We start from the raw sequence: 25,615 nt of genomic DNA on the forward strand, positions 1-25,615 counted from the left end.
CCAAGGATGTATTTATGAATAAGAAATGGACCTCAGCTGTCGCAGTGATCCTGCCTGGAATATTGGCAGTACCTGCGTATGCTGCAGATACTGATCCTCAACCAGCCTTAGAAACAACCTTATCTGAACAAGATATCGCAGTACTTAAACAGAAACTGATTCAGTTGAATCAACAAATTAAATTACAGCAACAGACCATTAATCAGATGGCTCAACAGGTGCTCAAGCAAGAGGTATTAAACAGACAAGCCAGCACGAAAGATCTCGCCTCAACGACTAAGCAACCATCAACTCCATCATCTGCACCATCATCTGCAACATCGTCAGCCGAGCGACAAGATGTTCAATCAAGCCAGCAAGGCGCAATCGCTAGCAACACAACAGAACGAAAAAAAGCGCCAGACAGAGCAAGAAGTACTGATGATGTATTACAAGAAGCACATAATGTCTTCTCTCGGAAATTTACCGTAGAACCCTCATTTACCTATAGTTACTACAGCCGTAAAGATCTCATTCTTAGAGGCTTTTTAGCACTTGATGCTATTTTTTTGGGTAACTTAAACCTAGATCGTATTCGCACTAATACAACACGATTGGATCTCACTACCCGCTATACATTAAATGAAAACTGGCAGTTTGAGCTCGGTTTGCCGTATCTATATCGTTGGACTCAGTATGACTCTGTGGGGGAAGGCAACTCTAGTCAACGATATGAAACGGCTAAAATTAGTGGTGGTCAAATGGGTGATGTCAGTGGTGCAGTTTATTACCGCATTAATACTGAATCTGTAGATTGGCCCGATTGGGTATGGAACTTCAGAGTTCGCGCGCCAACGGGAAAAGATCCTTTTGGGATCTCGCTTGAAACATCTGATACCGGCAATTTAACCTATCCTACAGAAATGGCAACGGGTTCAGGTGTTTGGGGGGTATCGACAGGGTTTAGCTTAGCAAAAACGTTTGATCCTGCGATTGTGTTTTTTAATTTAAATTACGGTGCTAGTTTTAAAGAAAGCTTTGATGACTTATCTGGCGCACCAGGGTTAAGCCCCGGTGAAATTGATTTAGGCAATTATCTGGATTACAGCGTGGGATTGGCCTTTGCGGTTTCCGAACGAATGAGTTTGAGTATGAGCTTTAATCAGCGATTTTACAGTAAGACCAAACAAAGACCGGAAGGTGGAGAGTGGGAGAAAATCCCTCGTACTGACACCAACACTGCAAGCTTAGGCATTGGTGCTACGTTAGCCTTATCGCCCAATCTGTCTATGGTGACATCAATGGGTGCTGGACTAACAGAAGATTCACCAGACTACCAAATCAGTCTGCGATTTCCGTATCGATTTTAGTGCTGTTCAGAAAGCTTCGCGTTATATGTTTCTCAATCGAGATAACCTCAAACGGCTTATTTAGGCCATTTGAGGTTATTATTTGAGCTAATGATTCTGGGGTTGATGCGAGACCATATGCATAACAAAGACCCGATGGTGACCCGTTTGCCGGTGTATAGTTTAACTCATCATCGAATTCAGTGATTCTTGGCTGGTATATCGTTTGGTGAAAAAGTCTAAAAAAGCACTTATATTACTGGCTAGTTGACGGCGACTTGAATACACCCCATACACTTTAAACGGTTCCATTGGCCATTCTTGTAAAATGGGCACCAAGCTTCCGGTTGCAAGTTCTTGCTTGCAACTAGTATTAGAAAGCATGGCAATACCATAATCATCCAACGCTAAACGTTTCACCATACTGGCGCTATTAACTCGCACTTTACGTTTAAAGGTCGCCATTATTTTACGGTTACCTTTACCTAATGCCCAAATGGGTGCCGACAGTGTAGTGCCGAGTAAAATGCCGTTATGCTGAGTTAATTCTTGTGGTGTTGCAGGGCTGCTGAATTTTTTAATGTAACCAGGGCTTGCAACCAAAATAGGCTGGCGTTCAAATAATAACCTGGCGACAAGATCAGATGACTGTAGTGGACCATACTTAATTGCGATATCGTAACCTTCACCCACAAGCCCGACATCGTTATCGGTAAATTGAATATCGAGTTCTATATTGGGATAAAGGCGCATAAAACTAGAACATAAATGGCCGATAACATCTTGTGAAAATGATACCGGAATGGCGATACGTAACGCACCAGAAATATCATTATGGGTGTTTTCTATGGTGGCTTTGGCCGCTTCAATTTCATGACTAATAGAATCACAATGTTGAAAAAATAATGCGCCTACTTGAGTCAGACTTAAATTTCTGGTGTCTCGTTGCAGTAATCGTACCCCGAGTTGTTCTTCTAATTGAGCAACTTTACGACTAATTGTTGATTTAGGTTGTCCGATCTCTCGTGCTGCTTGAGAGAATCCTTTTGCTCTAACAACGGCTGCAAACAGCATCATACCGTTCAAATCGGGCATTCAAACCTCACTGTCTCAATTATGGAACAAAGCGTCCAAGCTAGTTTATATGGTAATTTACCCATTAACAAAGTTATATTTACGGGCTAAAAAAATTTTTCAGAGGCTATATAAGCAGAGGATCTAAGGATGACCAGCAAAAAGCAGCCCGCTAACAAGACTCAAGCACTATCGGCTGACCCACTTTTCTTACAAGCTGAACACTTGGCTAAAGACTTTTCATTATTTCCTGCTCATAACAAGCAGAGTTTATCTGAAGAAGTGAAAGGATTATTAACAGAAGATTCCATTCAATCAAACTTGAAGAGTTTGGCATCTTTAGACGTTGACGGTTATGTCAATAAAGTTATTCAACCGACTTTGGATAAAAACCGCCCAGGCGCGAAGCGTATGATCGCTGACTTAAAAGGCAAGATTATTGCCGAAAGTCATATCGGACCGTTTTACCGTGCTGAAGTGGAACTTAACTTTGGTACTCGTACTCGCCGTATCGGTTTTATTGCGCAAGAGCGCACGACCGCAAACGGTGCATGGATGCCAGAACACCATCTTGCAGCATGTAAGGCGATCCGTCACTTCGCAGAATTGTCGATGCCAATAGTATATTTAATTGATACTCCTGGTGCAGATGCTGGCGAAATTGCCAATAGCCAAAATCAAGCGCATACCATTTCTAAAGCGATTGCTGAAAGTGCTAATGTTGATGTACCGACTGTCGGTATTGTGATTGGTGCAGGCTATTCAGGTGGTGCAATTCCATTAGCTGCAGCGAACATTTTACTATCTGTACGAGATGGTATTTTTAACACAATTCAGCCACAAGGTTTACAGAGCATTGCGCGTAAGTACAACTTGTCATGGCAGGAATGTGCTAAATCGGTAGGCGTGTCACCAGAAGAGTTATATACCGCTGGGTGTATTGACGGCATTATCGATTTTACTCCATCAGATAAAGATGAGCGTCAGCATAATTTCCGTCGTGCGATTATCAGTTCTATTGAAGCCGTTGAACGTGCAGCAATGAACTTTGTGCGCGAATCTACCGATTTAAAAGAGCATTATGATCGCAGTTTACAGCGTTATTTAGCGCCGTCGGCTAATCTGCTCACACTTGAAAATAATACCCGCTTATCGGTCGCCAATAACCCAACGATGTACCACAATATTTTTGGTAGTGCATATCGTTATTTGCGTTATTTGACCTTGCGTAGCCGTATTCATTCAATCTCACAAGAACAGTATGGTCGCTTATCAAAAGTGAGCGTGCCAGAAGGTGATTTGTTAGCGCGCATTAAGCAAGAACAGGAACGCGTGTTCCAGGCGTGGTTAACCAACCCAGATAAGCTTGTTTACGATGAAGAACTGAATAAACTTTGGGGTACATTCAGCGCTAAACGTAAAGACATTTCTGCCGAACGTAACGTGATTACACGTTTTATTTTGGGTGAACCAAAAGAGAACTATAAAAAAGCACGTAAAGCATTGTTATTTAACATTGGTTGGTCGTTATACCATCGCTGGAAAAGTAACGCCGCTAACAATTTCAATGGCTTAATTAAGCATTTAGAGTCACTGCCTAAATCTACAACGCAAGCTCCATGGCCTGAGCTAAGTCAGCTTACTGTGTTGGATATTGTGGTTAACGATGAATTACGTGCTGATTTTATTTGGCAGTGTCATAACGTGCTTATCTTCAATGCGCTATATGACAATGTCGTAGGCAGCTTGGCGTCAATTTCGAAAGAAGCCATGATGTCAAAAAGTTTATCTCGTGAATCAGTGGATAAATTACTCCACAAATCGATTGATAACGCATTATCGACAAGCGACAAAGCTAACGACAAGAGCAAGTTCTATAAGTGGCTTAAATACTTTATGGATCAATCGAATCGTGCTGAATTGCTTACTCGTGTAGAGCAATGGAAGAGTGTGGGTTTCCCGCAGTTAAACGATTCGCTGTTTGTAATCTTAACTTATTTCTTCGAGCGTCTATTACCAGAGTACTTTGATAGTGAAGATGAACACGATAAATACACGGGGACAATTAACCCTGTACGTATTGGTCGTCGTAAGGATTTTTGGAACCGTTTAACAATGGGTTACCAAGACTTACTGATCCAAAAAATTCTTCGCGAAGAGAAAAAACAAGGCAAGATGGGCTGGGAAAATATTATCAAACAGTTCTTTACTAAGTTTGATGAAATTGATGCCGACAAAATGTCAGCTAACATGCTTAACTTCCCTGGTTTCCGTTTATCGATTGAAGATGCTATTGATAAAAAGATCCGCCCTTGTGGTTTAATTACCGGTCTGGCTGACTTTAATAATAATGGCAGTAAGTTACGTGTTGGTGTTGCCATTTCAAATACGGCATTCCAAGCGGGTGCATTTGATATGGCCAGTGCTGAAAAATTCAGTTCGCTATTAATTGAATGTGCTAAGCGTAAATTACCGGTTATTTGTTTTATCAGCTCTGGTGGTATGCAAACTAAAGAAGGTGCAGCGGCATTGTTTTCAATGGCGGTCGTGAACGACCGTATTACGCGCTTTATTCGTGATAACGAATTACCGGTATTGATGTTTGGTTTTGGTGATTGTACTGGTGGTGCTCAAGCCAGTTTTGTAACCCATCCTTTAGTGCAGACTTACTATCTTTCTGGCACCAATATGCCGTTTGCTGGTCAAATGGTGGTACCTGCGTACTTACCATCTACAGCCACATTGTCTAACTACTTATCTAAAGTGCCAGGGGCAATGACGGGGTTAGTTCATAATCCATTTAGTGACACCTTAGACACCCAGTTGTCGGGTATTGATCCACTGATGCCATTACCGACAATTAAAATTGAAGAAGTGATTAGCAAAGCGTTGTCGACTTTAGTGCCTGAAGTGATTGAGCTAGAAGATGTTATTGTACAGGACGATCCTCGTGCATTAATGAAGCCTATCCATAAAGTACTAGTGCATGCTCGTGGTTGTACGGCAGTTAAACTGATTCGTAAAGCACACGACAACAACATTAATGTGGTGTTGGTGGCCTCAGACCCAGACATGACATCTGTTCCTGCAGATATGCTGAAAGATACTGATAAGCTTGTGTGTATTGGTGGTAATACTTCAGATGAAAGTTATCTCAATGCTTACTCAGTATTGAAAGTCGCTGAGTATGAAAACGTCGATGCGTTGCACCCAGGTATTGGTTTCTTGTCAGAAAGCCCACAGTTTGCGGCATTATGTGTTAACAATGGGGTCAACTTTGTTGGTCCGAGTGTGCATTCAATGACCACTATGGGTAACAAATCTAATGCTATCCATACTTCTCAAAAGCAAAATGTGCCGGTTGTTCCTGGTAGTCATGGTATTTTGACAAACGCAGAGCAAGCCGTGAACGTAGCGTCTGAAATTGGTTATCCTGTGCTGTTAAAAGCGGTGCAAGGTGGTGGTGGTAAAGGTATTCAGGTTGTTAAACGCCCTGAGGACATGATTGGTTTCTTCCAGAAAACTGCGACAGAAGCCGCCGCTGCGTTTGGTAATGGCGATTTGTATTTAGAAAAATACGTTACATCATTGCGTCATATTGAAGTGCAGTTACTGCGTGATAAATTTGGTAATACCAAAGTATTGGGTATTCGCGACTGTTCAGTGCAACGTAATAACCAGAAAGTGATTGAAGAGTCTGGTTCGACTATGTTGCCTGAAGAGCTCAAGCAGCGCGTGATGGAATACACTCGTGCGTTAGGTGAAGCGACCGATTACATGGGCGCAGGTACCGTTGAGTTTATTTATAACTTAGATGCTAACGAAGTGTACTTCATGGAGATGAACACACGTCTTCAAGTAGAGCATCCGGTGACTGAAGCGACATCGGGTATTGATATTGTTAGCGCGCAGTTTGATATTGCAGCGGGTCGTTCAATTGAAAATCTACAGCCAGTAGACCAAGGTTACGCCATGGAAGTGCGTGTGACGGCGGAAAAAGCGGCGCTTGATAGCCACGGTATTCTTCAGCTTATTCCTAATCCTGGTAAAATCACTGAATGTGTATTGCCTCAGCGTGACGATGTAGAAATTATTTCGATTGCAGCAGCGGGCAAGGAAGTATCGCCATACTATGACAGCTTGATCGCACAGATCATTATACGAGGTACTGACCGTGCCGACGTTGTGTCTAAAATGTATGCCTACTTAGATAGCGTAGTGATTAAAGGTATTGCGACTAACATTCCATTGTTGAAGCTTATCCTTAAAGATCCAACCTTCAACGAAGGGGTGTATGACACAAACTACTTGCCACGCTTAATGGCTGAGTTAGACATTCCAGCACTGATTGCTGAAATGGAAGCGGCAGCAGAAGCGATTGAGGTTGATACTGAATCATTACGGGTTGGCGAAAGCAACGAGTTGAAAGTATTGGCTCAAGGTGCAGGTATTTTCTATACCTCTCCAGCACCAGGTGAAGCAGACTTTGTTAAAGAAGGTGACATTGTCACGGTTGAACAAACATTGGCATTGATGGAAGCAATGAAGATGTTCTCTCAACTAACGTTAGCGGGCTTTAATCGTCAAACAGGTGTGTTATATCCTGAAGACCAAAAGTATCGTATTGAACGTATTCTTAATAGCAATGGACAGCAAGTTTCACAAGGCGACTTACTGTTTGTGATATTACCCATCGAAGCGTAATACCTACGATTGATTGTTGAATAAAATACCCGCTATTTAGCGGGTATTTTTTTGTCATACTTTCGTATGTTGTAATACACTTAAGAGTATATACACTTTTGGTTCAACTAATTTGTTGAACCATATTGTTGGAGCATACTATTTTGAAAAATGATGCGAACATTGAGTCGACTTGAGTTCTCTAGCGTATTATTGATTACGCTGTTGATATTCATTTATTTGATTAACGCTAAGCATGCCAGTGCTTCGGTGGTTGAGAGTCAGTCTGCCATCAATTCAAAAAACCGTAATATCATCCGTTATTGTGTTGATCCCGATTGGTTACCTTATGAAGCCATTGTCGATGGCCGTCATACTGGTATTTCATCTGATTATTTAGCATTATTAACCGACTATACCGATTTGACTTTTGTGTTAGTGCCCACCTCGTCTTGGCGACAGAGTTTAGAATTACTCAAACAAGGTACATGCGAGTTAACCCCCATTTTAAATCAAACCCCCAAACGCGACGCCTATCTCTCTTTTAGCGATATTTTTTTTAAATCTCCAAACGTCTTGGTGTCATTAAAATCCCAACCTTTTTTACAAGGCTTTGAAAACATCGGTGATCGCTTATTGGCTATACCCAAAGATTATCGTCTAGTGGAATATATCCAACAATTTTACCCGACTATCAATACCGTGTTGACTGATAATGAGCGACAAGGATTGGAAAAGGTGGCTAACGGTGACGCGGATGTCTTCGTAGGGTCGATGTTTTCTGTTAACGCGTATATTCAACAACACGGGTTAACCTCGCTAAAAATAGCGGGTTGGGGTGGTCCTGAAGATGAGTTACGTATTGGCGTTACTCATGCAAAGCAAGGTTTGCTGCCACAGATTAATGCTGGATTGGCAAAAATCACTAAGGCAGACCATATTTCAATTTATAAAAAATGGCATAATATTACTGTTATTGAAGACATTGATTACAGCCTAGTGATCCAAGTGGTGACTGCTCTAGGAATGTTTATCTTATTTCTGCTTTACCGAACAATGTGTGTGAGCAAGTACAACCTTCATTTAGAAACCAACAACAAGCAGTTGCAAAAATTACAGTTAGAGCTGGAGAAGAAAAATTGCGACCTCGATTTTTTGGCTCAACATGATCCGCTGACAAAATTGTATAACCGCCAATATTTTAATCAAACCTTTTTAGATGATGCAAGGCAGCCTCTGAAAAAAATGGGTCAGAACAACAAGATGAGTTTGATCATCATGGATATTGATTTATTTAAAGCAATAAATGACCTGCATGGACATGCAATTGGAGACAAAATATTAGTTCAAGTCGCACAAGTATTACAAGCATCAGTAAGGGAGCTTGACGTTGTAGCCCGGTGGGGCGGTGAAGAGTTTGTGGTGGTTTGTCAGCATGTACAGTTACACGATGCCACTGAGCTTTGCCAACGAATTACTGATGAACTTAGTTATTTTCATTTTTATCACAATATTAACGTGACTTGTAGTTTCGGGATTGCCTTATTGGGCGAGAATGAACCTATACAAGCTTGCTTTGAACGAGCTGATGCCGCGTTATACAAAGCTAAGCAGTCTGGGCGTAATCAATATTGTAGTGCGTAGATAAAAACCACATCTTGCTGGATGTTTGTGCCATTAGCAAAAATCGATCTTTATGTGAATAAATGCATATTTGTTGTGGTGTGATGTTGTTTCGCGACATTATGTGGCTCTAAAAATGCCGATTTAGGTATTTCATCTAAAATTTAACATTTTTCGGTCAAATTACCCCTAAGACTAAAAAATAATCTACTATATTTTAGTCAATTGTTTTATATGCAATTTATAGCATTAATTGAGCTTTTTTATGCTAAAAACAAATAAATATTGCAACAGCTATTTGCGCCCAGCAAGGTTCCAATTTACAATATGCGCCTTAATAACCTGATGTGCGGTGTGTCGGTTCTTTTTCGCATGCTCCGTCTACTTCTTAAACTAATCATTAAAGTTGAATCATGACCGAATTATCCAAATACAGAAACATTGGTATCTTCGCTCACGTTGACGCGGGTAAAACCACGACCACCGAGCGTATCCTTAAGCTAACCGGTAAGATCCATAAGATCGGTGAAGTACATGATGGTGAATCAACCACAGACTTCATGGAACAGGAAGCTGAGCGCGGTATTACCATTCAGTCTGCAGCGGTAAGCTGTTTCTGGAAAGATCACCGTTTTAACGTTATTGACACTCCTGGCCACGTTGACTTTACAGTTGAAGTTTATCGTTCGCTAAAAGTGCTTGACGGCGGTATCGGTGTATTCTGTGGTTCAGGCGGCGTTGAGCCTCAGTCAGAAACAAACTGGCGTTATGCTAACGATTCTGAAGTTGCGCGTATCATCTTCGTAAACAAGTTAGACCGTATGGGTGCTGACTTCTTACGTGTTGTTAAGCAAACTAAAGACGTATTAGCGGCTAACCCATTGGTTATGGTTTTACCAATCGGTATCGAAGACGAATTCTGTGGTGTTGTTGACCTACTAACTCGTGAAGCTCACATTTGGGATGATACTGGTTTACCAGAAAACTTCGAAATTAAGCCTGTACCAGCTGACATGGTTGACATCGTTGAAGAATACCGTGAATTGCTGATCGAAACTGCTCTTGAGCAAGACGATGCTTTATTAGAAGCTTACATGGAAGGTGTTCAACCATCTATTGAAGACGTTAAGCGTTGTATCCGTGCGGGTACTCGTACAATGGCTGTGTTCCCAACATACTGTGGTTCAGCATTCAAAAACAAAGGTATGCAGTTATTGCTAGATGCCGTTGTTGATTATTTACCTGATCCAGTTGAAGTTGATCCACAACCTCTAACTGACGAAGAAGGTAACGAAAATGGCGAATTCGCAATCGTTGATGTTGATGCACCTTTTAAAGCATTAGCGTTCAAGATTATGGATGACCGTTTTGGTGCGTTAACTTTCGTACGTATCTACTCTGGCCGTTTGAAGAAGGGTGACACCATCCTTAACTCATTCACTGGCAAAACAGAACGTATTGGCCGTATGGTTGAGATGCAAGCTAACGAACGTAACGAACTTGAATCAGCACAAGCTGGTGACATTATCGCTATCGTTGGTATGAAGAACGTGCAAACTGGTCACACTTTATGTGATCCTAAGCACCCTTGTACACTAGAAGCCATGGTATTCCCTGAGCCAGTTATCTCTATCTCTGTAACGCCAAAAGATAAAGGCGGTTCTGAGAAAATGGGTATCGCTATCGGTAAAATGATTGCAGAAGATCCATCTTTCCGTGTAGAGACTGACATTGATTCTGGTGAAACCATCCTTAAAGGTATGGGTGAACTTCACTTAGACATTAAGGTTGATATTCTTAAGCGTACTTACGGCGTTGACCTAATTGTAGGCGAACCTCAAGTTGCTTACCGTGAAACTATCACTAAAGAAATTGAAGATAGCTACACGCACAAGAAACAGTCTGGTGGTTCTGGTCAGTTTGGTAAAATTGACTACACTATTCGCCCTGGCGAGCAAAACACTGGTTTCACTTTCACTTCTAAAGTGGTTGGTGGTAACGTACCTAAAGAATTCTGGCCTGCTGTTGAGAAAGGTTTCAAGAGCATGATGAACACAGGTACTATCGCAGGTTTCCCTGTGTTAGACGTTGAACTTGTGCTTCAAGACGGTGCTTTCCACGCAGTTGACTCGTCAGCTATCGCGTTCGAAATCGCTGCTAAAGGTGCTTTCCGTCAATCTATGCCTAAAGCCGGTGCACAACTTCTTGAGCCTATCATGAACGTTGACGTATTCAGCCCAGATGACAACGTTGGTGACGTAATTGGTGACCTTAACCGTCGTCGCGGTATGATCAAAGATCAAAACGCTGGTGTTACAGGTGTTCGTATTAAAGCTGACGTACCGTTATCAGAAATGTTCGGTTATATCGGTTCACTACGTACAATGACTTCAGGCCGTGGTCAATTCTCTATGGAATTTGCTCATTACAGCCCTTGTCCAAACAGCGTTTCTGAGAAAGTTGTTGCTCAAGTTAAAGAACGTAAGGCTGCTGAAGCTAAGAAGTAATTCTAGTTTCGACTTGCCCATAAAAACCGTTGCCTAGGCAGCGGTTTTTTTATGTCTTTTTTATGTGATTTCTACGATATTAAATGGTTATGACACAGTATTGATATTATTCATGACTGTTTCTGCTGAGCGTTAATAGCGCTTGGGCTGGTGGGGTTAACGGTAGGTTCTCTCGCCATATTAATGCCAGATCCCAGGTCATTGCCGGTTGCATAGGTTTAAATACCAGTTTGCTATTGGTTAACCGTTGGCAAATGGGTTCGGGTAAAATCGCGACGCCTAAGTTAGCTTCAACCATTGCGGCTAAAAAGTCCCACTGACCTGTTCGAAAGGCGATGTTGAGGTGTACGCCAACTTTACGGCTTAAATAATTAATTAACTTTGCTAATGAAAAGTCTTCGTTGTAAAGAATGAAGGGATAAGATTCAAAGTCTTGCCAGCGTATGTCTGCATTGTTAGCAAGTGGGTGGCCTTCTGGTAAGCAAGCCAGTAAGGGATATTTAGTCAGAAGTTGACTTGCTAACTCTGTTTTATGCGTTGTCGGAAGTGCAGTAAAGGCTATATCTAGACTGTTGCTCAATAGTGCTTGCTCGCAACCAAATCCGCCATACTCGTACATCTGTAATTCGATTCCGGGATATTTTCGTCGATAATCGGTCAGCAAAGGAGTGATTAAACTACTCATCATAGGACAGACACCAAGTCGTAATCGTCCTGACTTCAAGCCACTGAGGTTGTTAATACCTTCTTGTAGTCGATGCCAATGGCCTAAAATTTCCCGTGCACTTTGCTCAAACAATTGTCCTGCTTGGGTTAATTCTACTGTTTGATTATTCCTGATAAGCAATTGCTCACCAATGTTGTCTTCTAAACGTTGAATGGTTTTTGTCAGTGTCGGTTGGGTCATAAAACATTTTTGTGCTGCCCGGGTAAAGTTTTTGGTTTCAACTATGGTGAGAAAGGTCTGTAAGGTCTTGATTGGGGTGTTCATGCTTAAATGGAATCCTCTCTATGGTAATTATTCATTTTACCTATGAACCCTAAACGATTACTTTGAACTCGTTAACAAAAACGGAGCAATGGTTATGAAGTCAACATCAAGTTTATGGGTCGGTGCATTATGGCAAGCGGCGATGCCTGTGAAGCATGAGATACAATCACCTAATACATCACAAACATCAGCAGAACCGAGTTCGCCAGTTACACAGCAGACATCTAAACCAACAAACCCAGCTTAGGCTGGGTTTGTTTTTAGCCCTTTTGTTGTTCGGACTTGTACCGTTTTAACACTGACACTGATAAAAAAATGCCACTTCGATTGAAGTGGCATTGCTCAAATTGAGGAATGGGGGGAATTTATATCTTCACTAATTACTTTGTCGTAAATGTGTTTTCCACTAACTCCTGTTTATTATCTGCTTGTGCAACATGGCACTGTACGCAGAAGTAGTTCATGCCATTTAATGTGCCTTTGTCATCTATAACGTGTGACTTCGCCACTGGCGTTGCTTTCATTCTTTTTGCTTTATCCCAGCTATGGCATGTTAGACAGCCATTTTTATCTGTAGTGATGCTATAGCTATCTTTGTGAGGGATTAACGGCGGTTGTTCTGCAAAGCTGCGCGCGATAGCTTTTCCTCTTGTAGGGTAGGTGGCGATAGCATCAGCAGGTGAGTTGTCGGTTATGGCGACGTTACCTACACGAGACTCTACTTTTACAGGAGTATTGTCTGCTACGGCTTGTTGTCCAGAATATGCGCTAAGGCTTAATAGTATGGCCACGACGCTAAGTAATTTTTTCATTTTCATCTCCGTTACATCCTAATGAATGTAGAAATCGAGTGTCGCAGCTGTCATGGTGTAATAATCCAGTGACAGCTGCAGCAATTAATATAAAAGCAGTATTAGGCTTTAAATATTTTTACGGGACACTTTTTGAAATCAGTTTCTTTTGATAATGGGTCAGTTGCATCTAAAAGCAGCTTGTTGACTAATTGTTTAGCGTCGAAGAATGGCATAAAGACCACCCCTCTAGGTGGCTTGTTGCGACCTTTGGTTTCCACTCGGGTGTTGATTTCTCCACGTGGTGATGCCACGGTAACCTCGTCCCCTTGGGCTAACCCACGTGCTTTAGCGTCAGCAGGATGCATAAAGACTTGAGCACTTGGCATTGCTTTATGCAATTCAGGTACGCGAGCGGTCATTGACCCTGTGTGCCAATGTTCCAGTACTCGTCCTGTTGACATCCACAGATCAAATTCTTCATTAGGCTCTTCTGCAGCGGGTTCATAAGGCAGTGCAAATATGACGGCTTTACCATCTGGTTTACCGTAAAAATTGAAGCCTTCACCTGCTTTGACATAAGGGTCACTGCCTTCAACGAAGCGGCGGGTAGTTTCTTTGCCATTAACGACAGGCCAGCGTAATCCTCGCGTTTGATGGTAAGTGTCAAAGTCTGCTAAATCGTGTGCATGGCCGCGACCAAATTGAGCATATTCTTCGAAAATACCTTTCTGCAGGTAAAAACCAAAGTGTTCGTTTTCATCGTTATAAGCACCTTTACAATCGCTGGTAGGGAACTTATTGATTACGCCGTTAGCAAATAACACTTCATATAACGTTTTATCGGCTAGCTCAGGTTGTTTAGCGATTAATTCAGCAGGCCAGACTTCACTCACTTTAAAACGTTTAGAAAATTCAACTAACTGCCATAAATCAGACTTAGACCCTTCAGGTGTTGGAACAAGCTGATGCCAGAAATGGGTACGGCGTTCCGCGTTACCATAAGAGCCTTCTTTTTCAACCCACATTGCGGTTGGAAGAATTAAGTCTGCGGCCATTGCCGTGATAGTTGGGTAAGGATCCGAGACCACAATAAAGTTTTCTGGATTACGGAAACCTGGATAAACTTCATCATTGATATTAGGACCAGCCTGCATATTGTTAGTACACATAGTCCAATAACAGTTTAATTTACCATCTTTAAGCATACGGCTTTGCAGTACGGCATGGTATCCAGGTTTGGCTGGAATAGTGCCGGCAGGGACTTGCCAAAGTTTTTCAGTAATTTCACGATGTTTATCATTGTTCACCACCATGTCAGCAGGTAAACGATGTGAGAATGTGCCTACTTCACGAGCAGTACCACAAGCTGAAGGTTGGCCCGTCAACGAGAATGGGCTGTTGCCTGGAGTGGCTATTTTACCGGTGAGTAAGTGGATGTTATAGAGCATGTTATTTGCCCACACACCACGAGTATGCTGGTTTATACCCATGGTCCATAAGCTCATCACTTTGATGTTAGGGTCGGCGTAAGCTTTTGCCATAATTTCAAGTTTGTCAGCCGGTACGCCGCTCATTTTAGCTGCGTATTCTACAGTGTAAGTGCTAACGAATTTAGCATACTCGTCAAAGCTAATCGGTTTGGCATCACCGCTACCTGGGTTTTTAGCTTTCTTTTCCAATGGATGTTCAGGGCGCAAGCCATAACCAATGTCAGTGGTACCTAGGGCAAATTTAGTGTGCTTGCTAACAAAGTCTTTGTTTACGGCTTTGTTTTGAATAATGTAATTGGCAATATAATTTAAGATGACTAAGTCTGTTTGAGGCTTAAACACCATGGCATTATCTGCTAAGTCAAAGCTACGGTTTTCGTAAGTAGAGAGTACGTGTACGCGGGCATCTTTATGGCTTAAGCGACGGTCTGTTAAACGTGCCCATAAGATGGGATGCATTTCTGCCATGTTGGCGCCCCACAATACAAAGTGGTCAGCGGCTTCTAAGTCATCATAACAACCCATGGGTTCATCAATCCCGAAGGTACGCATGAATCCGCCAACAGCTGATGCCATACAATGGCGAGCATTAGGGTCGATATTGTTGGTCAGAAAACCTGCTTTATGAAGCTTAGATGCGGCGTAGCCTTCCCAAATGGTCCATTGACCAGAACCAAACATCCCTACAGAAGTTGGGCCTTTTTTGGCTATGCTGGCTTTCCATTTTTCGGCCATGGTATCAAAGGCAACGTCCCAACTTACTGGCGTAAAATCACCTTCTTTATCATATTTTCCATCTTTCATTCTGAGTAATGGCGAGGTTAATCGGTCCTTGCCATACATGATTTTAGATAAGAAATAACCTTTAATACAATTTAAGCCTTTGTTAACAGGGCTTTCAGGGTCGCCTTGAGTGGCAACAATTTTACCATTTCGAGTACCCACTAAAACACTACAACCTACACCGCAAAAGCGACATGGGGCTTTATCCCATTTTATTTCACTTTTACCTTCTGCAGCTTGAACGATATTAATTGGAATAGCGATACCCACGGCCGACGCTGCTGCGGCAGCGGCGTTGGCTTTTAAAAACTCGCGACGACTGATGCTCATGGTGTTCCTCACTCTTAGAATGTTGTACTTGGTACGTGATAGTCATTGGAGGTGACGTGATAGAGTGAGTCTAGACCTTACTAATAACATGGGTATACCTCAGAATGGGTATAGTGGTTAATAGTTGTGCAAGGTCACATTTTTCAGCGTGATGTAAATCTCATTTTAACAATTAGGTAAATGCTGTTTTAGAGATTGCTTGTAAAGCGTATTGTGCTTGAGATGCAGATTTTTTGCGGATTAAAAGCCCATTGGTACTCTGTTGCTAACATGGTATCAAGGAATGGGAAATTGAGATTTTGAGAGGTATGATCTTTGTAGGTAGGCCAAGGCTTGCTTATCTTCGAGAGCGCATTCCACTCGAATGGTAAACAAGCCTAGTAACCCGTAAGCTCCATATAACCTTGACCTTGGTGGCTGCCTTTAATCGTAATGGGGCCTTCCCAATATGAGGTTGATACTGGCATGTCGCTGTTGGGGTTAACGGCTTGAGTTGTGACGTCGATGGCTTCACTGTTAATGTTAATTCGCCATGCAATAGGATGATTGCCTAATGCCGTTTGTTGCCACTGAGTGGGTTGCATATCGATATCATTAGGGTTGTCTCGGCTATTAATATTGTGACCACTACCATCAGCGAACATCCTTCTAGCACTGTAAAAATGTGCTTGGTCATTTTCGCCGCGCAGTCTAAATGCCATTAACGTTGAGTTGTCGTCTAAACGCAGTGAAAACCAATCCCAACCTTGCTGGGCCTTGGTTAAAAATTGTGAACTCCATTCGCGGTCAAGCCAAGCTTTACCGCTGACTTTTTCAGTAACACCATGACGGGTAACTAGACCCGTTACATCAATAAAGGGTTGGCTGTAATAATAAGATGCCACGCTTTGGTCTGCACTTTTGCTGCTATAACCTTTATCGCCTTGTAATTGCAGAGGTTGCTGACTGTTTAGCTGTAATTGATAACTAAACTTATCACTAGCGACATTTAATGTGGCCGGAAACAGACTGTCAGACTGACTTAACCATTGCCAGTTTTGTAAATGTACTTCAAATGGTTGTGGTTTAACGCTTGCAAGTTGTGGGTGGCCTCGTGACCATTTTTCGGCCATTAAATGTTCAGTATTTGTGGTTACCGCGGCATGTGCCATGTAAAGCTGATTGGTCACCCAATTATTCGTTGTTGTCGCTTGAAGGCTTACTGGTGGTGTCATTCCGATACGAAATTGAGTCCATTGCACGCCTACATCTTCACCTGCAGCGGTGGTCAAGTTTGCGGTTAAATACCACCACTCAATTTTAAAGTCATCGTGAGCTAAGTGGTCTTGCGGAAAGAGTAAGGTTTTACCTTGAATTACTTCGCTATAACCTTCAGCAGAAGCTGACGACATACTGCTAATGGTAGACTGTTTTACTGCAACATTTTGCTGAGGAGAGCAAGCCACTAGCAATGCGCTAAGAGGAAAGACAATGACCATCAACCATTGCTTCTGCACTCTGTAGCTAACAGTTTTGAACGCGACGTTGAGTACGCTCTTGAAAGTGAAAGAGGTCATAGTGCTTCCTGTTGCAAGCTGGATATCAAGGGTTTTCTGGTTTGCCAATACAAAGGTAAACACACTGCAAGTAAACAACTGACCACAGCAATGATCACCACTTGAGCATATGCCGCCCAATCCCACACCATGGCGATGCTCCAGCCAAATGCTTGTAACGTGACTTTATGAATTAATAAATAACCCAGTAACGCGCCTGTCGGTAACGCGACCAAGCAGGTTAATAACACGATAAATAGCATTTGCACTAACACCATCATCCGTAATTGATTACGACTAACACCTAGAGCATACAAGCGGGCTAATGGTGCTTGCCTCGCTTGCGTTAGCATCATACAGGCACTGAATAAGCCAATGGCAGCTACCAGTAAGGTTAAGCTATTAAGCACTACAGTGATTGAGAATGTTTTATTAAATATGTTAATCGCTTCAGTTTTAATTCGCTGCTGGCTATACATGTAAGCAGAAGACAGATTGATTTGCTGGCTAATATTGTCTTGTAGTGGAGTAATATCACCTTGATAAGACACGGCTAGGCTAATGGGTTTGGCGGGTAATTGAGATTGCTGCCATAAGGACTGAGTAATAATCGCTTCGCCTTGGGGATTACCGTAATCGTAATAAATTCCGCCAATGTTCAAGCTAGCTTGACCAAGTTGCGATAGCTGAACTTTATCGCCTATATTGAGTTGGTATTTTATCGATAATGGTTCACTTATCATCAGGCTTTCACCTGCTGTGAATGTTGTCCAAAAGTCATCGGCTGTGGTTTTAAATACAGTTGTTTCGGTTAAAGACAAATGGTCACGACTGACAAGGTGGATAGCAACCTGTGTTTGCGGCGTTTCAATTCGATTAAGGTTGCTGTCGACAGTCCATTGCTCATAAATCGCTTCAACCTTGGGATCTTGTTCCAATAATATCGTTAATGTATCGATTTGGTTCGGATTGGGTCTAATGTATAAATCTGCATGCAAACGGGCATCGAGCCATTTTTTTAAGGTAATTTCAAAACTGCCCACTAAGGTGTTCATGGCAATATTGGCGCACAGAGCTAGCAGCATTGCCATCATCGCCAGCGCGAGAGGAGCAATAATCTCTTTGGTTTCGGCAATCACGTATTGCCACAGTCCTTTAGGCATAAATGGACTGAGTAAGTTAACTCCCCAATGTAAAAATTGAGGTAACAATAACGGAATCGCAACCGAGAGAATACCCAGTAATACTAGGCTATGGCGATACTGTTCGGTAAAGGCGAAGGCGATAGTACACACTAAGATTAGCAATGCTGCGATGATAAATTGTCGCCAATGAATAATGCCGAATTGTTGGCTTTGTGGTTGTTTTTGAGCCCCTTGCGCAAGTGGGGTGTTAATCAGGTTTATCAGCATGGGAATACAAGCAGCAAATGCCGCTGACAAGGTTAATATGAGTGCTTGTGCAAACCATTGCCATTGCCAGTTTCCGGGTAATAATTTGGCGCCATAAAGCTGTTCAAGAGTGATGGCGACCATAGGTTGTAGCCATTGCGATAATTGCAGTCCGACAATAAAACCTAATACACAGCCAATAAACACTAAACAGACTATTTCAATGCTTAGGGCAAGCATGATGGTGCGCCTATCGAGCCCTTGCTGCATGATTTGCACCAGCAATTTTTGACGCTTCATTAAGCTATAACGAACCCCGTTGTAGGCAATAAATAAGCCGACAACAAAGGCCAACATGCTCATGGCATCAAGATTAAGATGAAAGCTGGCAGTGAGGGCGGTAAGCGATTCGCCTTCACTCGTTTGGGTGGTGAAATTTAGCTTACTGGTATCAATACCTGCTTGGGTTAGGGTGTTCGTTAATCGAGCTATCAATTGCTCATCTGTTTCTGATTCGTTTGGGTCTGAGATATTTGCATTTGAAGAGGGTGAATCAAATACGGCAACGTAACTTAACTTACCCTGCATATTCAGCAAGGGCTGAGCGAGTGAGATATCGGCCAAAATTGCCGAACCAAGCCCCCACGAATCATCAATGGCAACGAGTTCAACAGCAGTGTCGTTCAGTATTATGCGGTCAGTGTTGTTGGTCACTTTATTCATACGTTCGCGCTGGCTTGCCGACATTAGCACTTTGGGTTTGCCTGCCAGTAATTCTGCTAGCGGAATATGCGTCGCTGTTATCGATGAGCTAGCACCTGATTTTTGCTGTTGCATGTTGCTGGTCATAGCGGCAACTACATCACTACTATTAACCCGCCATAATCGGCCTTGTTCATCGGTTGCGATGCCTTCAATGCTGGCAATGGTATTGAATCCTGCATTGGCTAATGCAAAATAAACTGCCTCATCAATACTGCTTTCTGTACGGTGGCTAATCGATAAGCGAGCTTGTTGGCTCATTAGTTCGGATACATTGCCATAGCTTTGTTTGGCGTTTTCGTTGGTGGCGTATACGCCAATCAGTAACGTTACCGCGAGCATGATGCCCAGTAAAATAGCACTGGCTTGCAGGGGGGCATGACGATAATGGCTGGCAAACAGGTGCAAGCATAACCTTAAGCGCTTAATTGAGAATAAGTATGATGAAGAGTTAGTTGTCATGGGCTTAACCTTGCAACGTCATGTCAGCAGGGTTAATCACAATCTGCTGATTTTCGACGTGCCAGCGATGCTGCATAAATGCGGCACATTGTTCGCTGTGAGTCACCATTAAAATACAACAGTTGGCTTGTTGAGCGAGTTCGGTAAGTAGTTGCATGACTTGTAATCCGGCGTGTTGATCAAGATTACCTGTCGGTTCGTCGGCTAATATGAGTTGTGGTTTGTGAGCTAATGCCCGCGCGATAGCCACTCGCTGTTGTTGCCCACCGGATAAGTTTTCAACGTTGCGGTCTAACAATGGCGTTAATCCTAGCTGGTGGCAAAGTTCATCACACCAAGGGCTCCATGCTAACTGATTTAGCGCCAGTGAAAATTGAATGTTGTCGCGCACATTTAATGGTGTGAGTAAGTTAAATTGTTGGAATATAACCCCGAGCGACTGACGTCGATATTGGCTCCATTGCTTATCTTGCCACTTTGTCACCGATCGCATGTTATCAGCCTGACGGATTAACATGTCACCGTTGTCTATGGTTTCAAAGCCACCAATGATATTCAGTAAGGTACTTTTACCGCTGCCGCTAGGCCCGGTTAATGCGATAGTTTGACCTTGCTGCAAAGTCAGGTTGACGTGATTAAGCACCGAATGAAATGACTCGCCATCGCGGAACCCTTTACTAATATTTTCTAAGGTGACGATAGTAGTCATAGTCGCTCCATAACGAATTAGCTTAATTGAAGTTCTGAATAAACAGAGTAATATTATCAATAATATACGTGATATAGATCATTAATGTTCAAAAAATAAAAAAGCGAGCCAATGGCTCGCTTAATGAAGATACAACATCAATTAATTAAGCATCTGCTAAAGAATATGGCAACTCGATAATAGTTAGCTGTGAGCTTTCATCTCCGGTAATACGAAGTTGAGCGTTGTTTTCGGTATCATTTGGCAACACCGCGGTAAGCAGTACCTTGTCACCATATTGGACGCATTCAATGATATTGCCACCACGACGGAAGCCGCCTTCAAGGGCAATTTCTAATTGAGTGTCAGTGCTGATGGTTTGCTTGGTAGTACCAGACAAAATATACAATGCACGTTTATTGCCACCGCGATATTTCATCCTGGCAATGGTTTCCTGGCCCATGTAACAGCCTTTGGTAAAGCTAATGCCATTAATGGCTTGCAGGTTGCACATTTGCGCAACGTACTGGCCGGAATGAGCGGCATCTATGTTTGGATAACCGGCTTTAATTTCCAATGCTTGCCATGCACTTGCAGCAAACAATGTTTGTCCCGATTGGCTGATAATGGTTTGTGCTGCTGCATTGTTAATAATGGCAATAAAACGTTCACCATCACGAATAATCACACCTTGCTCAACAAGGTTAAGTGGTTGCGATACATCGCCAAAATGTTCAGTTGCAAAGGCTTGTGCTTTTGGGCCAGCAATACCCATTATTTGATAATCATTGCTGACATCGGCGAGTTCGGCTTTACTGAATACAGCGTATTTTTGTAACTGAGGTAAATCCAAGCTTAAAGTACTTTTTGGCAGTAACATGAATAAGCTATCGCCGATTGAAAACCCACGGAAACTGGCGAGCATTTTACCTTTAGGGTCGCAATGAGCACCCCATTTCCACTCGTTTGTGCCAAGGGAGGTAATATCTGTGGTGACTTGGCCATGAATGAAACTGCGCCCTTGCTCACCAGTGATTTCGATTAACCCCATATGCGTCAAACTTGATAACATTAATTCAGGAGACGTGGCGATAAAATCCCAATCTGGTTGGTTTACTGAAATGGTCATAACTATCCCTAACGTGTGAATAAGACGGTATGGTTGGAGTGTAACGGATTAATAGAATGCTCAACAGGGGGCTATGGTTTTAAAGCCAATAAAAAAGCTACCTTGTGCACAAGGTAGCTTTTTTAGGAAGACAATTAACTCAAGTTAATTGCTTATAAAAGTCAGTTTAAAACAATACCCGCGCACGGATAGTGCCTTCAATAGATTTTAATTCAACCAATGCTTCTTCAGCTTGATCAGAATCGACTTCCATTACCACGTAACCAATTTCAGCAGTGGTTTGTAAGTACTGAGCAGCAATGTTAATGCCTTTTTCAGAAAACGCTTGGTTAATTTTAATCAATACACCAGGACGGTTTTGATGAATGTGCAATAAGCGTGAGGTACCGCTATGTTGCGCTAAAGACACTTCAGGGAAATTGACCGCAGACAGGGTAGAACCGTTATCTGAGTATTTCACCAGTTTGCCAGCCACTTCTACGCCGATATTTTCCTGTGCTTCAGCAGTACTACCACCAATATGCGGTGTGAGTAATACATTGTCTAAGCCACGCAGTGGAGAGATGAATTCATCATCATTCGACTTAGGTTCTACCGGGAATACGTCAATCGCAGCACCCGCAAGATGTTCTGACTTCAGGGCATCGGCTAAGTCTTCGATATCAACAACAGTTCCGCGAGAGGCATTGATAAAGAAACTGCCTTGACGCATTTGAGCAAATTCAGCTTTAGCGAACATGTCTTTAGTTTGCGGTGTTTCTGGTACATGCAGGCTAACAACGTCTGCTTGGGCCAATAACTTGTCCATAGAGTGAACTTGAGAGGCATTGCCTAACGGTAACTTATCTTCAATATCAAAGAAAATCACTCTCATGCCCAAGGTTTCAGCCAAAATACCCAGTTGAGTACCAATATGGCCATAACCAATCACACCTAAGGTTTTACCACGGACTTCAACACTGCCATTAGCACTCTTCAACCAACCGCCACGATGTGACATGGCATTGCGCTGTGGAATGCCACGCATCAGCATGATGATTTCACCAATCACCAATTCAGCAACACTGCGGGTGTTGGAGAAAGGGGCGTTGAAAACAGGAATACCCAGTTTCTCGGCCGTGGCTAAATCGACTTGGTTGGTGCCAATACAAAAACAACCAATCGCAACCAACTTTTCTGCACGGTGCAATACTTCCGCAGTAAGCTGGGTGCGGGAGCGTAATCCAACAAAGTGAGCATCTTTAATTGATGCAATCAAAGCCTCTTCGCCTAACGAGGCTTTATGGTATTCAATGTTGGTATAACCTGCACGTTCTAGTACATCGACCGCAGTTTGGTGGACGCCCTCCAACAGCAGGATTTTGATCTTATCCTTGTCAAGCGAGTGTTTCGCCATGATATGGGTACCCTCTTATCATTAAATGGTGCTTAAGCTAATGGTTATACTAATGCTTATACTAATAGTTATGATATAAATGCGGACTTCCGGCGCATTATCAAAGTAGCACTTTTTTAAGCGCTTGTAGAGGGCTAGATGGCTAAAGTTTATATTCTAATTTGAGAACAATATCTCATGGAGAGAATTAAGATGAAGAGTAAGGTTATATGGATAGGGATTTATCTATTAGTACTGTTGTGGTCAGTTAGCGCACCTAAAGATATGTTCACTTGGTGGTTAGAAGCTATACCTGCGTTAATCGCATTACCTATTTTATTTTTTAGTCGTAAAAGCTTTCCTCTGACTACGTTAGCTTATGCACTTATTTTAGTGCATTGCTGTGTGTTATTTGTCGGTGCACGTTATACCTATGCTGAAGTGCCGTTATTTGACTGGCTAGCGCAAGTGATGGGCGGCGAGCGCAATAATTACGATAAAGTCGGCCATTTTGCTCAGGGTTTTATTCCGGTAATATTAGCTCGCGAAATATTTATTCGTAAACATGTCATGCAAATAGGTGCTTGGTGTCAGTTTTTAGCAGTATGTTTTGTGTTGGCGTTTTCAGCTTTTTACGAATTAGTTGAATGGTGGGTTGCCATTGCTACCGGTGAAAATGCCGAGGCATTTTTAGGCACTCAAGGATATGTTTGGGATACTCAATCTGACATGTTTCTAGCATTAATTGGTGGGGTATGTGGCTTACTGTTGTTATCGTCTCTTCATAATAAACAAATAGCGACCAAAATGGCGCTTAACCAGCAGTCTTTATCATAAGGCTCACTTAACTTATTTAGTTAGCTTATTTTGTCATAAAATGAGTAAATTTGGCTGCTAGCATTGATGAGAGATTGATGATGTTGAGCGAATTGAAAGTATGAGCTTATCAGTCTTGGGTTAGTGATAAAGTCTACGCAAAGTCAGTCAAATTTACTATTCATACTTTAGACTTACATAATAGTCATATCAACTAACAAATTTTTACTATGCTTGCTGTATAGGAAGGTTTTTTATTATAAGAATCGTGATTGATAATGACCGACTTAACCTAATAGCCACTTTTTTGGTGAGTCGATTTATCTCGTAACGCGATTAACGAATGAAGAAAGAACATGCTCTAATATAACGACAAAAAGTAAACTATCTGCTCAGCCTAGTTTTGAAGGCTAGTAAACGTATTTCATTTACGTATAGTATATAGCCTCAGGATGTGCTCAAGGTATGTTGAGCAATAATGTACTTTTCAGGGAGAAGAGTGATGAGTTCAAATATTGATGAGTTGGTGTTTTTGCACCAAATCGCAGCACCTTGCCATTTAGCTATTTTGGCAGAATCTATCGGGTTGAAAACTCGAATTGTAAAACATGCGGCTGAGCTTGAGTTAGAAAAAAAATCCAACAACTTTTATCTTGTTTCACAAAAAGGTGCGGCCTTAGACAGTAAGGGCATCCCGTTACTGGTATCGCGTTTAGTGGAGCATGTCCCTGTAGCATTGTACCAAGTTGAACGTGGATCACTTGATCAAGAGTCAGCATTACTCTTAGGCGTACGGGGTTTGTTATACAGTGATCAACGCATGGACTTAATGCTGACGGGTCTGCGTAAAATGGTTTCTGATGAATTGTGGTACGACCGTCCACTGATCAGTAAGATTTTTAGACGTTTAGTTCAGCAACTCGATACCAACGTTGAAATCCCTGCCGATACCGTGGCCATCCTCCAAAGATTAACCAGTCGAGAAAGAACCATTATTCAGCTTGTTTCTAGCGGTGCGCGTAATAAAGAAATTGCCCAGCGCTTGTGTATTAGTGAACATACTGTAAAAGCGCATATCTCATCTATTTTCCGTAAAACGGAGTCTCGTAACCGAGTTGAGTTATTGCGTTGGGCACAGACCTACCAAAGCCATTGCGAATTAGTGAGTTAACGTACATATAGATTTAGTGAATAACTATAAAAGGAGCTTAGGCTCCTTTTTAATGGGTTAATGTTATTGATCGCGTTTTTCTTTCAAAAAGGTAAGCTAATCAGTACACTGAGTTTTCTAATAATAATAATGATGGATATTAAGAATGAGTATTTGGTTTAACATTGTCACTTTAGAAGATTGTGCTCGTTTAGATGCAGGGATGCAGGGAAAGGGCACCTTAATGCAAACATTGGGCATTAAAATTACTGAAATCGGCGACGATTATATGGTTGCCACAATGCCAGCTAATCCAGCCGTACATAATCCATTAGGGATTGTTCATGGTGGTGCGAACGTCGCACTAGCAGAAACAGTAGCCAGTTATGCCGCCAACTTTGTGGTCGACTTTACCCGTTATTATTGTGTCGGCCAAGAAATCAACGCCAATCATTTGAAAGCATCACGTAATGGTGAATTAACGGCAACGGCTAAACCTGTGCATTTAGGTAAACGCAGTTCGGTTTGGGAAGTCCTTATTCGTAACAGTGCGGGTGAACTTTGTTGTATTTCACGAATGACGGCTGCGGTTGTAGAGCGATAAGCTATTATAGATACTAGAATTCTAGTAATAAATAGGCCTTATAATCAGCGATAGACCAACGTTTTAATTTTGTTGATTCGGTATTATGCATATAAGGCGT

The 25,615-nt window shown here is 42.2% G+C and carries 17 protein-coding genes; 8 read left to right on the forward strand and 9 right to left on the reverse strand.

Annotated features, from left to right (window positions below):
- Positions 1 to 14: 14 nt before the first annotated feature.
- Positions 15 to 1,349 carry a transporter gene (locus GUY17_RS03000; protein WP_162022260.1) on the forward strand — a complete coding sequence of 445 codons (1,335 nt, stop codon included), beginning with the start codon at positions 15 to 17 and terminating at the stop codon, positions 1,347 to 1,349.
- 162 nt (positions 1,350 to 1,511) lie between these two features.
- Here the strand turns inward: GUY17_RS03000 and GUY17_RS03005 are convergent, their stop codons facing one another.
- Entirely contained in the window at positions 1,512 to 2,423 is a 912-nt protein-coding gene (locus tag GUY17_RS03005) for a LysR family transcriptional regulator (RefSeq protein WP_101086187.1), read from the reverse strand.
- Positions 2,424 to 2,552: 129 nt separating this feature from the next.
- Between GUY17_RS03005 and GUY17_RS03010 the strand changes: the two genes are divergently transcribed.
- From GUY17_RS03010 to fusA, 3 genes are all read left to right on the forward strand, one after another.
- Entirely contained in the window at positions 2,553 to 7,106 is a 4,554-nt protein-coding gene (locus GUY17_RS03010; RefSeq protein WP_162022261.1) for a biotin carboxylase N-terminal domain-containing protein, read from the forward strand.
- Positions 7,107 to 7,259: 153 nt separating this feature from the next.
- Positions 7,260 to 8,729, forward strand: coding sequence for a diguanylate cyclase (locus tag GUY17_RS03015; protein ID WP_162024263.1), 1,470 nt, complete (start codon positions 7,260 to 7,262; stop codon positions 8,727 to 8,729).
- Positions 8,730 to 9,121: 392 nt separating this feature from the next.
- Positions 9,122 to 11,215, forward strand: a complete 2,094-nt coding sequence (gene fusA, locus GUY17_RS03020) for an elongation factor G (protein WP_101086185.1) — start codon at positions 9,122 to 9,124, stop codon at positions 11,213 to 11,215.
- Between the two features lie 106 nt (positions 11,216 to 11,321).
- Here fusA and GUY17_RS03025 read toward each other — a convergent pair whose 3' ends face one another.
- Positions 11,322 to 12,206: a LysR family transcriptional regulator gene (locus tag GUY17_RS03025; RefSeq protein ID WP_162022262.1), complete on the reverse strand. Its 885-nt coding sequence runs from the start codon at positions 12,204 to 12,206 to the stop codon at positions 11,322 to 11,324.
- Positions 12,207 to 12,300: 94 nt separating this feature from the next.
- Here GUY17_RS03025 and GUY17_RS21085 point away from each other — a divergent pair, with 94 nt between their 5' ends.
- Entirely contained in the window at positions 12,301 to 12,453 is a 153-nt protein-coding gene (locus GUY17_RS21085; RefSeq protein WP_174839623.1) for a hypothetical protein, read from the forward strand.
- 133 nt (positions 12,454 to 12,586) lie between these two features.
- Here the strand turns inward: GUY17_RS21085 and GUY17_RS03030 are convergent, their stop codons facing one another.
- From GUY17_RS03030 to serA, 7 genes are all read right to left on the reverse strand, one after another.
- Complete coding sequence (locus GUY17_RS03030; RefSeq protein ID WP_101086183.1) at positions 12,587 to 13,018, reverse strand: nitrate reductase cytochrome c-type subunit; 432 nt, start codon at positions 13,016 to 13,018, stop codon at positions 12,587 to 12,589.
- 101 nt (positions 13,019 to 13,119) lie between these two features.
- Positions 13,120 to 15,603, reverse strand: coding sequence for a nitrate reductase catalytic subunit NapA (napA, locus tag GUY17_RS03035; protein ID WP_101086182.1), 2,484 nt, complete (start codon positions 15,601 to 15,603; stop codon positions 13,120 to 13,122).
- 377 nt (positions 15,604 to 15,980) lie between these two features.
- Complete coding sequence (locus GUY17_RS03040; RefSeq protein ID WP_254439857.1) at positions 15,981 to 17,159, reverse strand: lipocalin-like domain-containing protein; 1,179 nt, start codon at positions 17,157 to 17,159, stop codon at positions 15,981 to 15,983.
- Positions 17,156 to 19,753, reverse strand: coding sequence for an ABC transporter permease (locus tag GUY17_RS03045; RefSeq protein ID WP_162022263.1), 2,598 nt, complete (start codon positions 19,751 to 19,753; stop codon positions 17,156 to 17,158). The genes GUY17_RS03040 and GUY17_RS03045 overlap by 4 nt, the downstream gene beginning before the upstream one ends.
- Positions 19,754 to 19,757: 4 nt before the next feature.
- Positions 19,758 to 20,462: an ABC transporter ATP-binding protein gene (locus tag GUY17_RS03050; protein WP_101086180.1), complete on the reverse strand. Its 705-nt coding sequence runs from the start codon at positions 20,460 to 20,462 to the stop codon at positions 19,758 to 19,760.
- Between the two features lie 145 nt (positions 20,463 to 20,607).
- Positions 20,608 to 21,570 carry a tRNA-modifying protein YgfZ gene (ygfZ, locus tag GUY17_RS03055; RefSeq protein ID WP_101086179.1) on the reverse strand — a complete coding sequence of 321 codons (963 nt, stop codon included), beginning with the start codon at positions 21,568 to 21,570 and terminating at the stop codon, positions 20,608 to 20,610.
- 166 nt (positions 21,571 to 21,736) lie between these two features.
- The gene (gene serA, locus GUY17_RS03060) at positions 21,737 to 22,966 is read right to left on the reverse strand and encodes a phosphoglycerate dehydrogenase (protein ID WP_101086178.1); all 1,230 of its coding nucleotides are present in this window, start codon (positions 22,964 to 22,966) and stop codon (positions 21,737 to 21,739) included.
- A gap of 192 nt (positions 22,967 to 23,158) precedes the next feature.
- On the opposite strand from serA, the gene GUY17_RS03065 reads away from it, so the two are divergent.
- The 3 genes from GUY17_RS03065 to GUY17_RS03075 all read left to right on the forward strand — a co-directional run bounded on the left by GUY17_RS03065 (position 23,159) and on the right by GUY17_RS03075 (position 25,515).
- The gene (locus GUY17_RS03065) at positions 23,159 to 23,782 is read left to right on the forward strand and encodes a DUF2238 domain-containing protein (RefSeq protein ID WP_162022264.1); all 624 of its coding nucleotides are present in this window, start codon (positions 23,159 to 23,161) and stop codon (positions 23,780 to 23,782) included.
- A gap of 481 nt (positions 23,783 to 24,263) precedes the next feature.
- The gene (locus tag GUY17_RS03070; protein ID WP_101086176.1) at positions 24,264 to 24,932 is read left to right on the forward strand and encodes a response regulator transcription factor; all 669 of its coding nucleotides are present in this window, start codon (positions 24,264 to 24,266) and stop codon (positions 24,930 to 24,932) included.
- Positions 24,933 to 25,077: 145 nt separating this feature from the next.
- On the forward strand, positions 25,078 to 25,515 hold the full coding sequence (locus tag GUY17_RS03075) for a PaaI family thioesterase (protein ID WP_162022265.1): 438 nt from the start codon (positions 25,078 to 25,080) through the stop codon (positions 25,513 to 25,515).
- The last annotated feature ends 100 nt before the right edge of the window (positions 25,516 to 25,615 follow it).

Origin of the sequence: Shewanella sp. Arc9-LZ, from assembly GCF_010092445.1 — a bacterium.
Classification (GTDB): domain Bacteria; phylum Pseudomonadota; class Gammaproteobacteria; order Enterobacterales; family Shewanellaceae; genus Shewanella.

What these genes read in the sequence shown, in the direction of transcription:
- serA (WP_101086178.1), bottom strand. Translation starts at nt 22,966, where the DNA reads ATGGCGAAACACTCGCTTGACAAGGATAAGATCAAAATCCTGCTGTTG.
- GUY17_RS21085 (WP_174839623.1), top strand. Translation starts at nt 12,301, where the DNA reads ATGAAGTCAACATCAAGTTTATGGGTCGGTGCATTATGGCAAGCGGCG.
- ygfZ (WP_101086179.1), bottom strand. Translation starts at nt 21,570, where the DNA reads ATGACCATTTCAGTAAACCAACCAGATTGGGATTTTATCGCCACGTCT.
- GUY17_RS03040 (WP_254439857.1), bottom strand. Translation starts at nt 17,159, where the DNA reads ATGACCTCTTTCACTTTCAAGAGCGTACTCAACGTCGCGTTCAAAACT.
- GUY17_RS03030 (WP_101086183.1), bottom strand. Translation starts at nt 13,018, where the DNA reads ATGAAAAAATTACTTAGCGTCGTGGCCATACTATTAAGCCTTAGCGCA.
- GUY17_RS03025 (WP_162022262.1), bottom strand. Translation starts at nt 12,206, where the DNA reads ATGAACACCCCAATCAAGACCTTACAGACCTTTCTCACCATAGTTGAA.
- napA (WP_101086182.1), bottom strand. Translation starts at nt 15,603, where the DNA reads ATGAGCATCAGTCGTCGCGAGTTTTTAAAAGCCAACGCCGCTGCCGCA.
- fusA (WP_101086185.1), top strand. Translation starts at nt 9,122, where the DNA reads ATGACCGAATTATCCAAATACAGAAACATTGGTATCTTCGCTCACGTT.
- GUY17_RS03000 (WP_162022260.1), top strand. Translation starts at nt 15, where the DNA reads ATGAATAAGAAATGGACCTCAGCTGTCGCAGTGATCCTGCCTGGAATA.
- GUY17_RS03005 (WP_101086187.1), bottom strand. Translation starts at nt 2,423, where the DNA reads ATGCCCGATTTGAACGGTATGATGCTGTTTGCAGCCGTTGTTAGAGCA.
- GUY17_RS03070 (WP_101086176.1), top strand. Translation starts at nt 24,264, where the DNA reads ATGAGTTCAAATATTGATGAGTTGGTGTTTTTGCACCAAATCGCAGCA.
- GUY17_RS03065 (WP_162022264.1), top strand. Translation starts at nt 23,159, where the DNA reads ATGAAGAGTAAGGTTATATGGATAGGGATTTATCTATTAGTACTGTTG.
- GUY17_RS03045 (WP_162022263.1), bottom strand. Translation starts at nt 19,753, where the DNA reads ATGACAACTAACTCTTCATCATACTTATTCTCAATTAAGCGCTTAAGG.
- GUY17_RS03050 (WP_101086180.1), bottom strand. Translation starts at nt 20,462, where the DNA reads ATGACTACTATCGTCACCTTAGAAAATATTAGTAAAGGGTTCCGCGAT.
- GUY17_RS03015 (WP_162024263.1), top strand. Translation starts at nt 7,260, where the DNA reads ATGCGAACATTGAGTCGACTTGAGTTCTCTAGCGTATTATTGATTACG.
- GUY17_RS03075 (WP_162022265.1), top strand. Translation starts at nt 25,078, where the DNA reads ATGAGTATTTGGTTTAACATTGTCACTTTAGAAGATTGTGCTCGTTTA.
- GUY17_RS03010 (WP_162022261.1), top strand. Translation starts at nt 2,553, where the DNA reads ATGACCAGCAAAAAGCAGCCCGCTAACAAGACTCAAGCACTATCGGCT.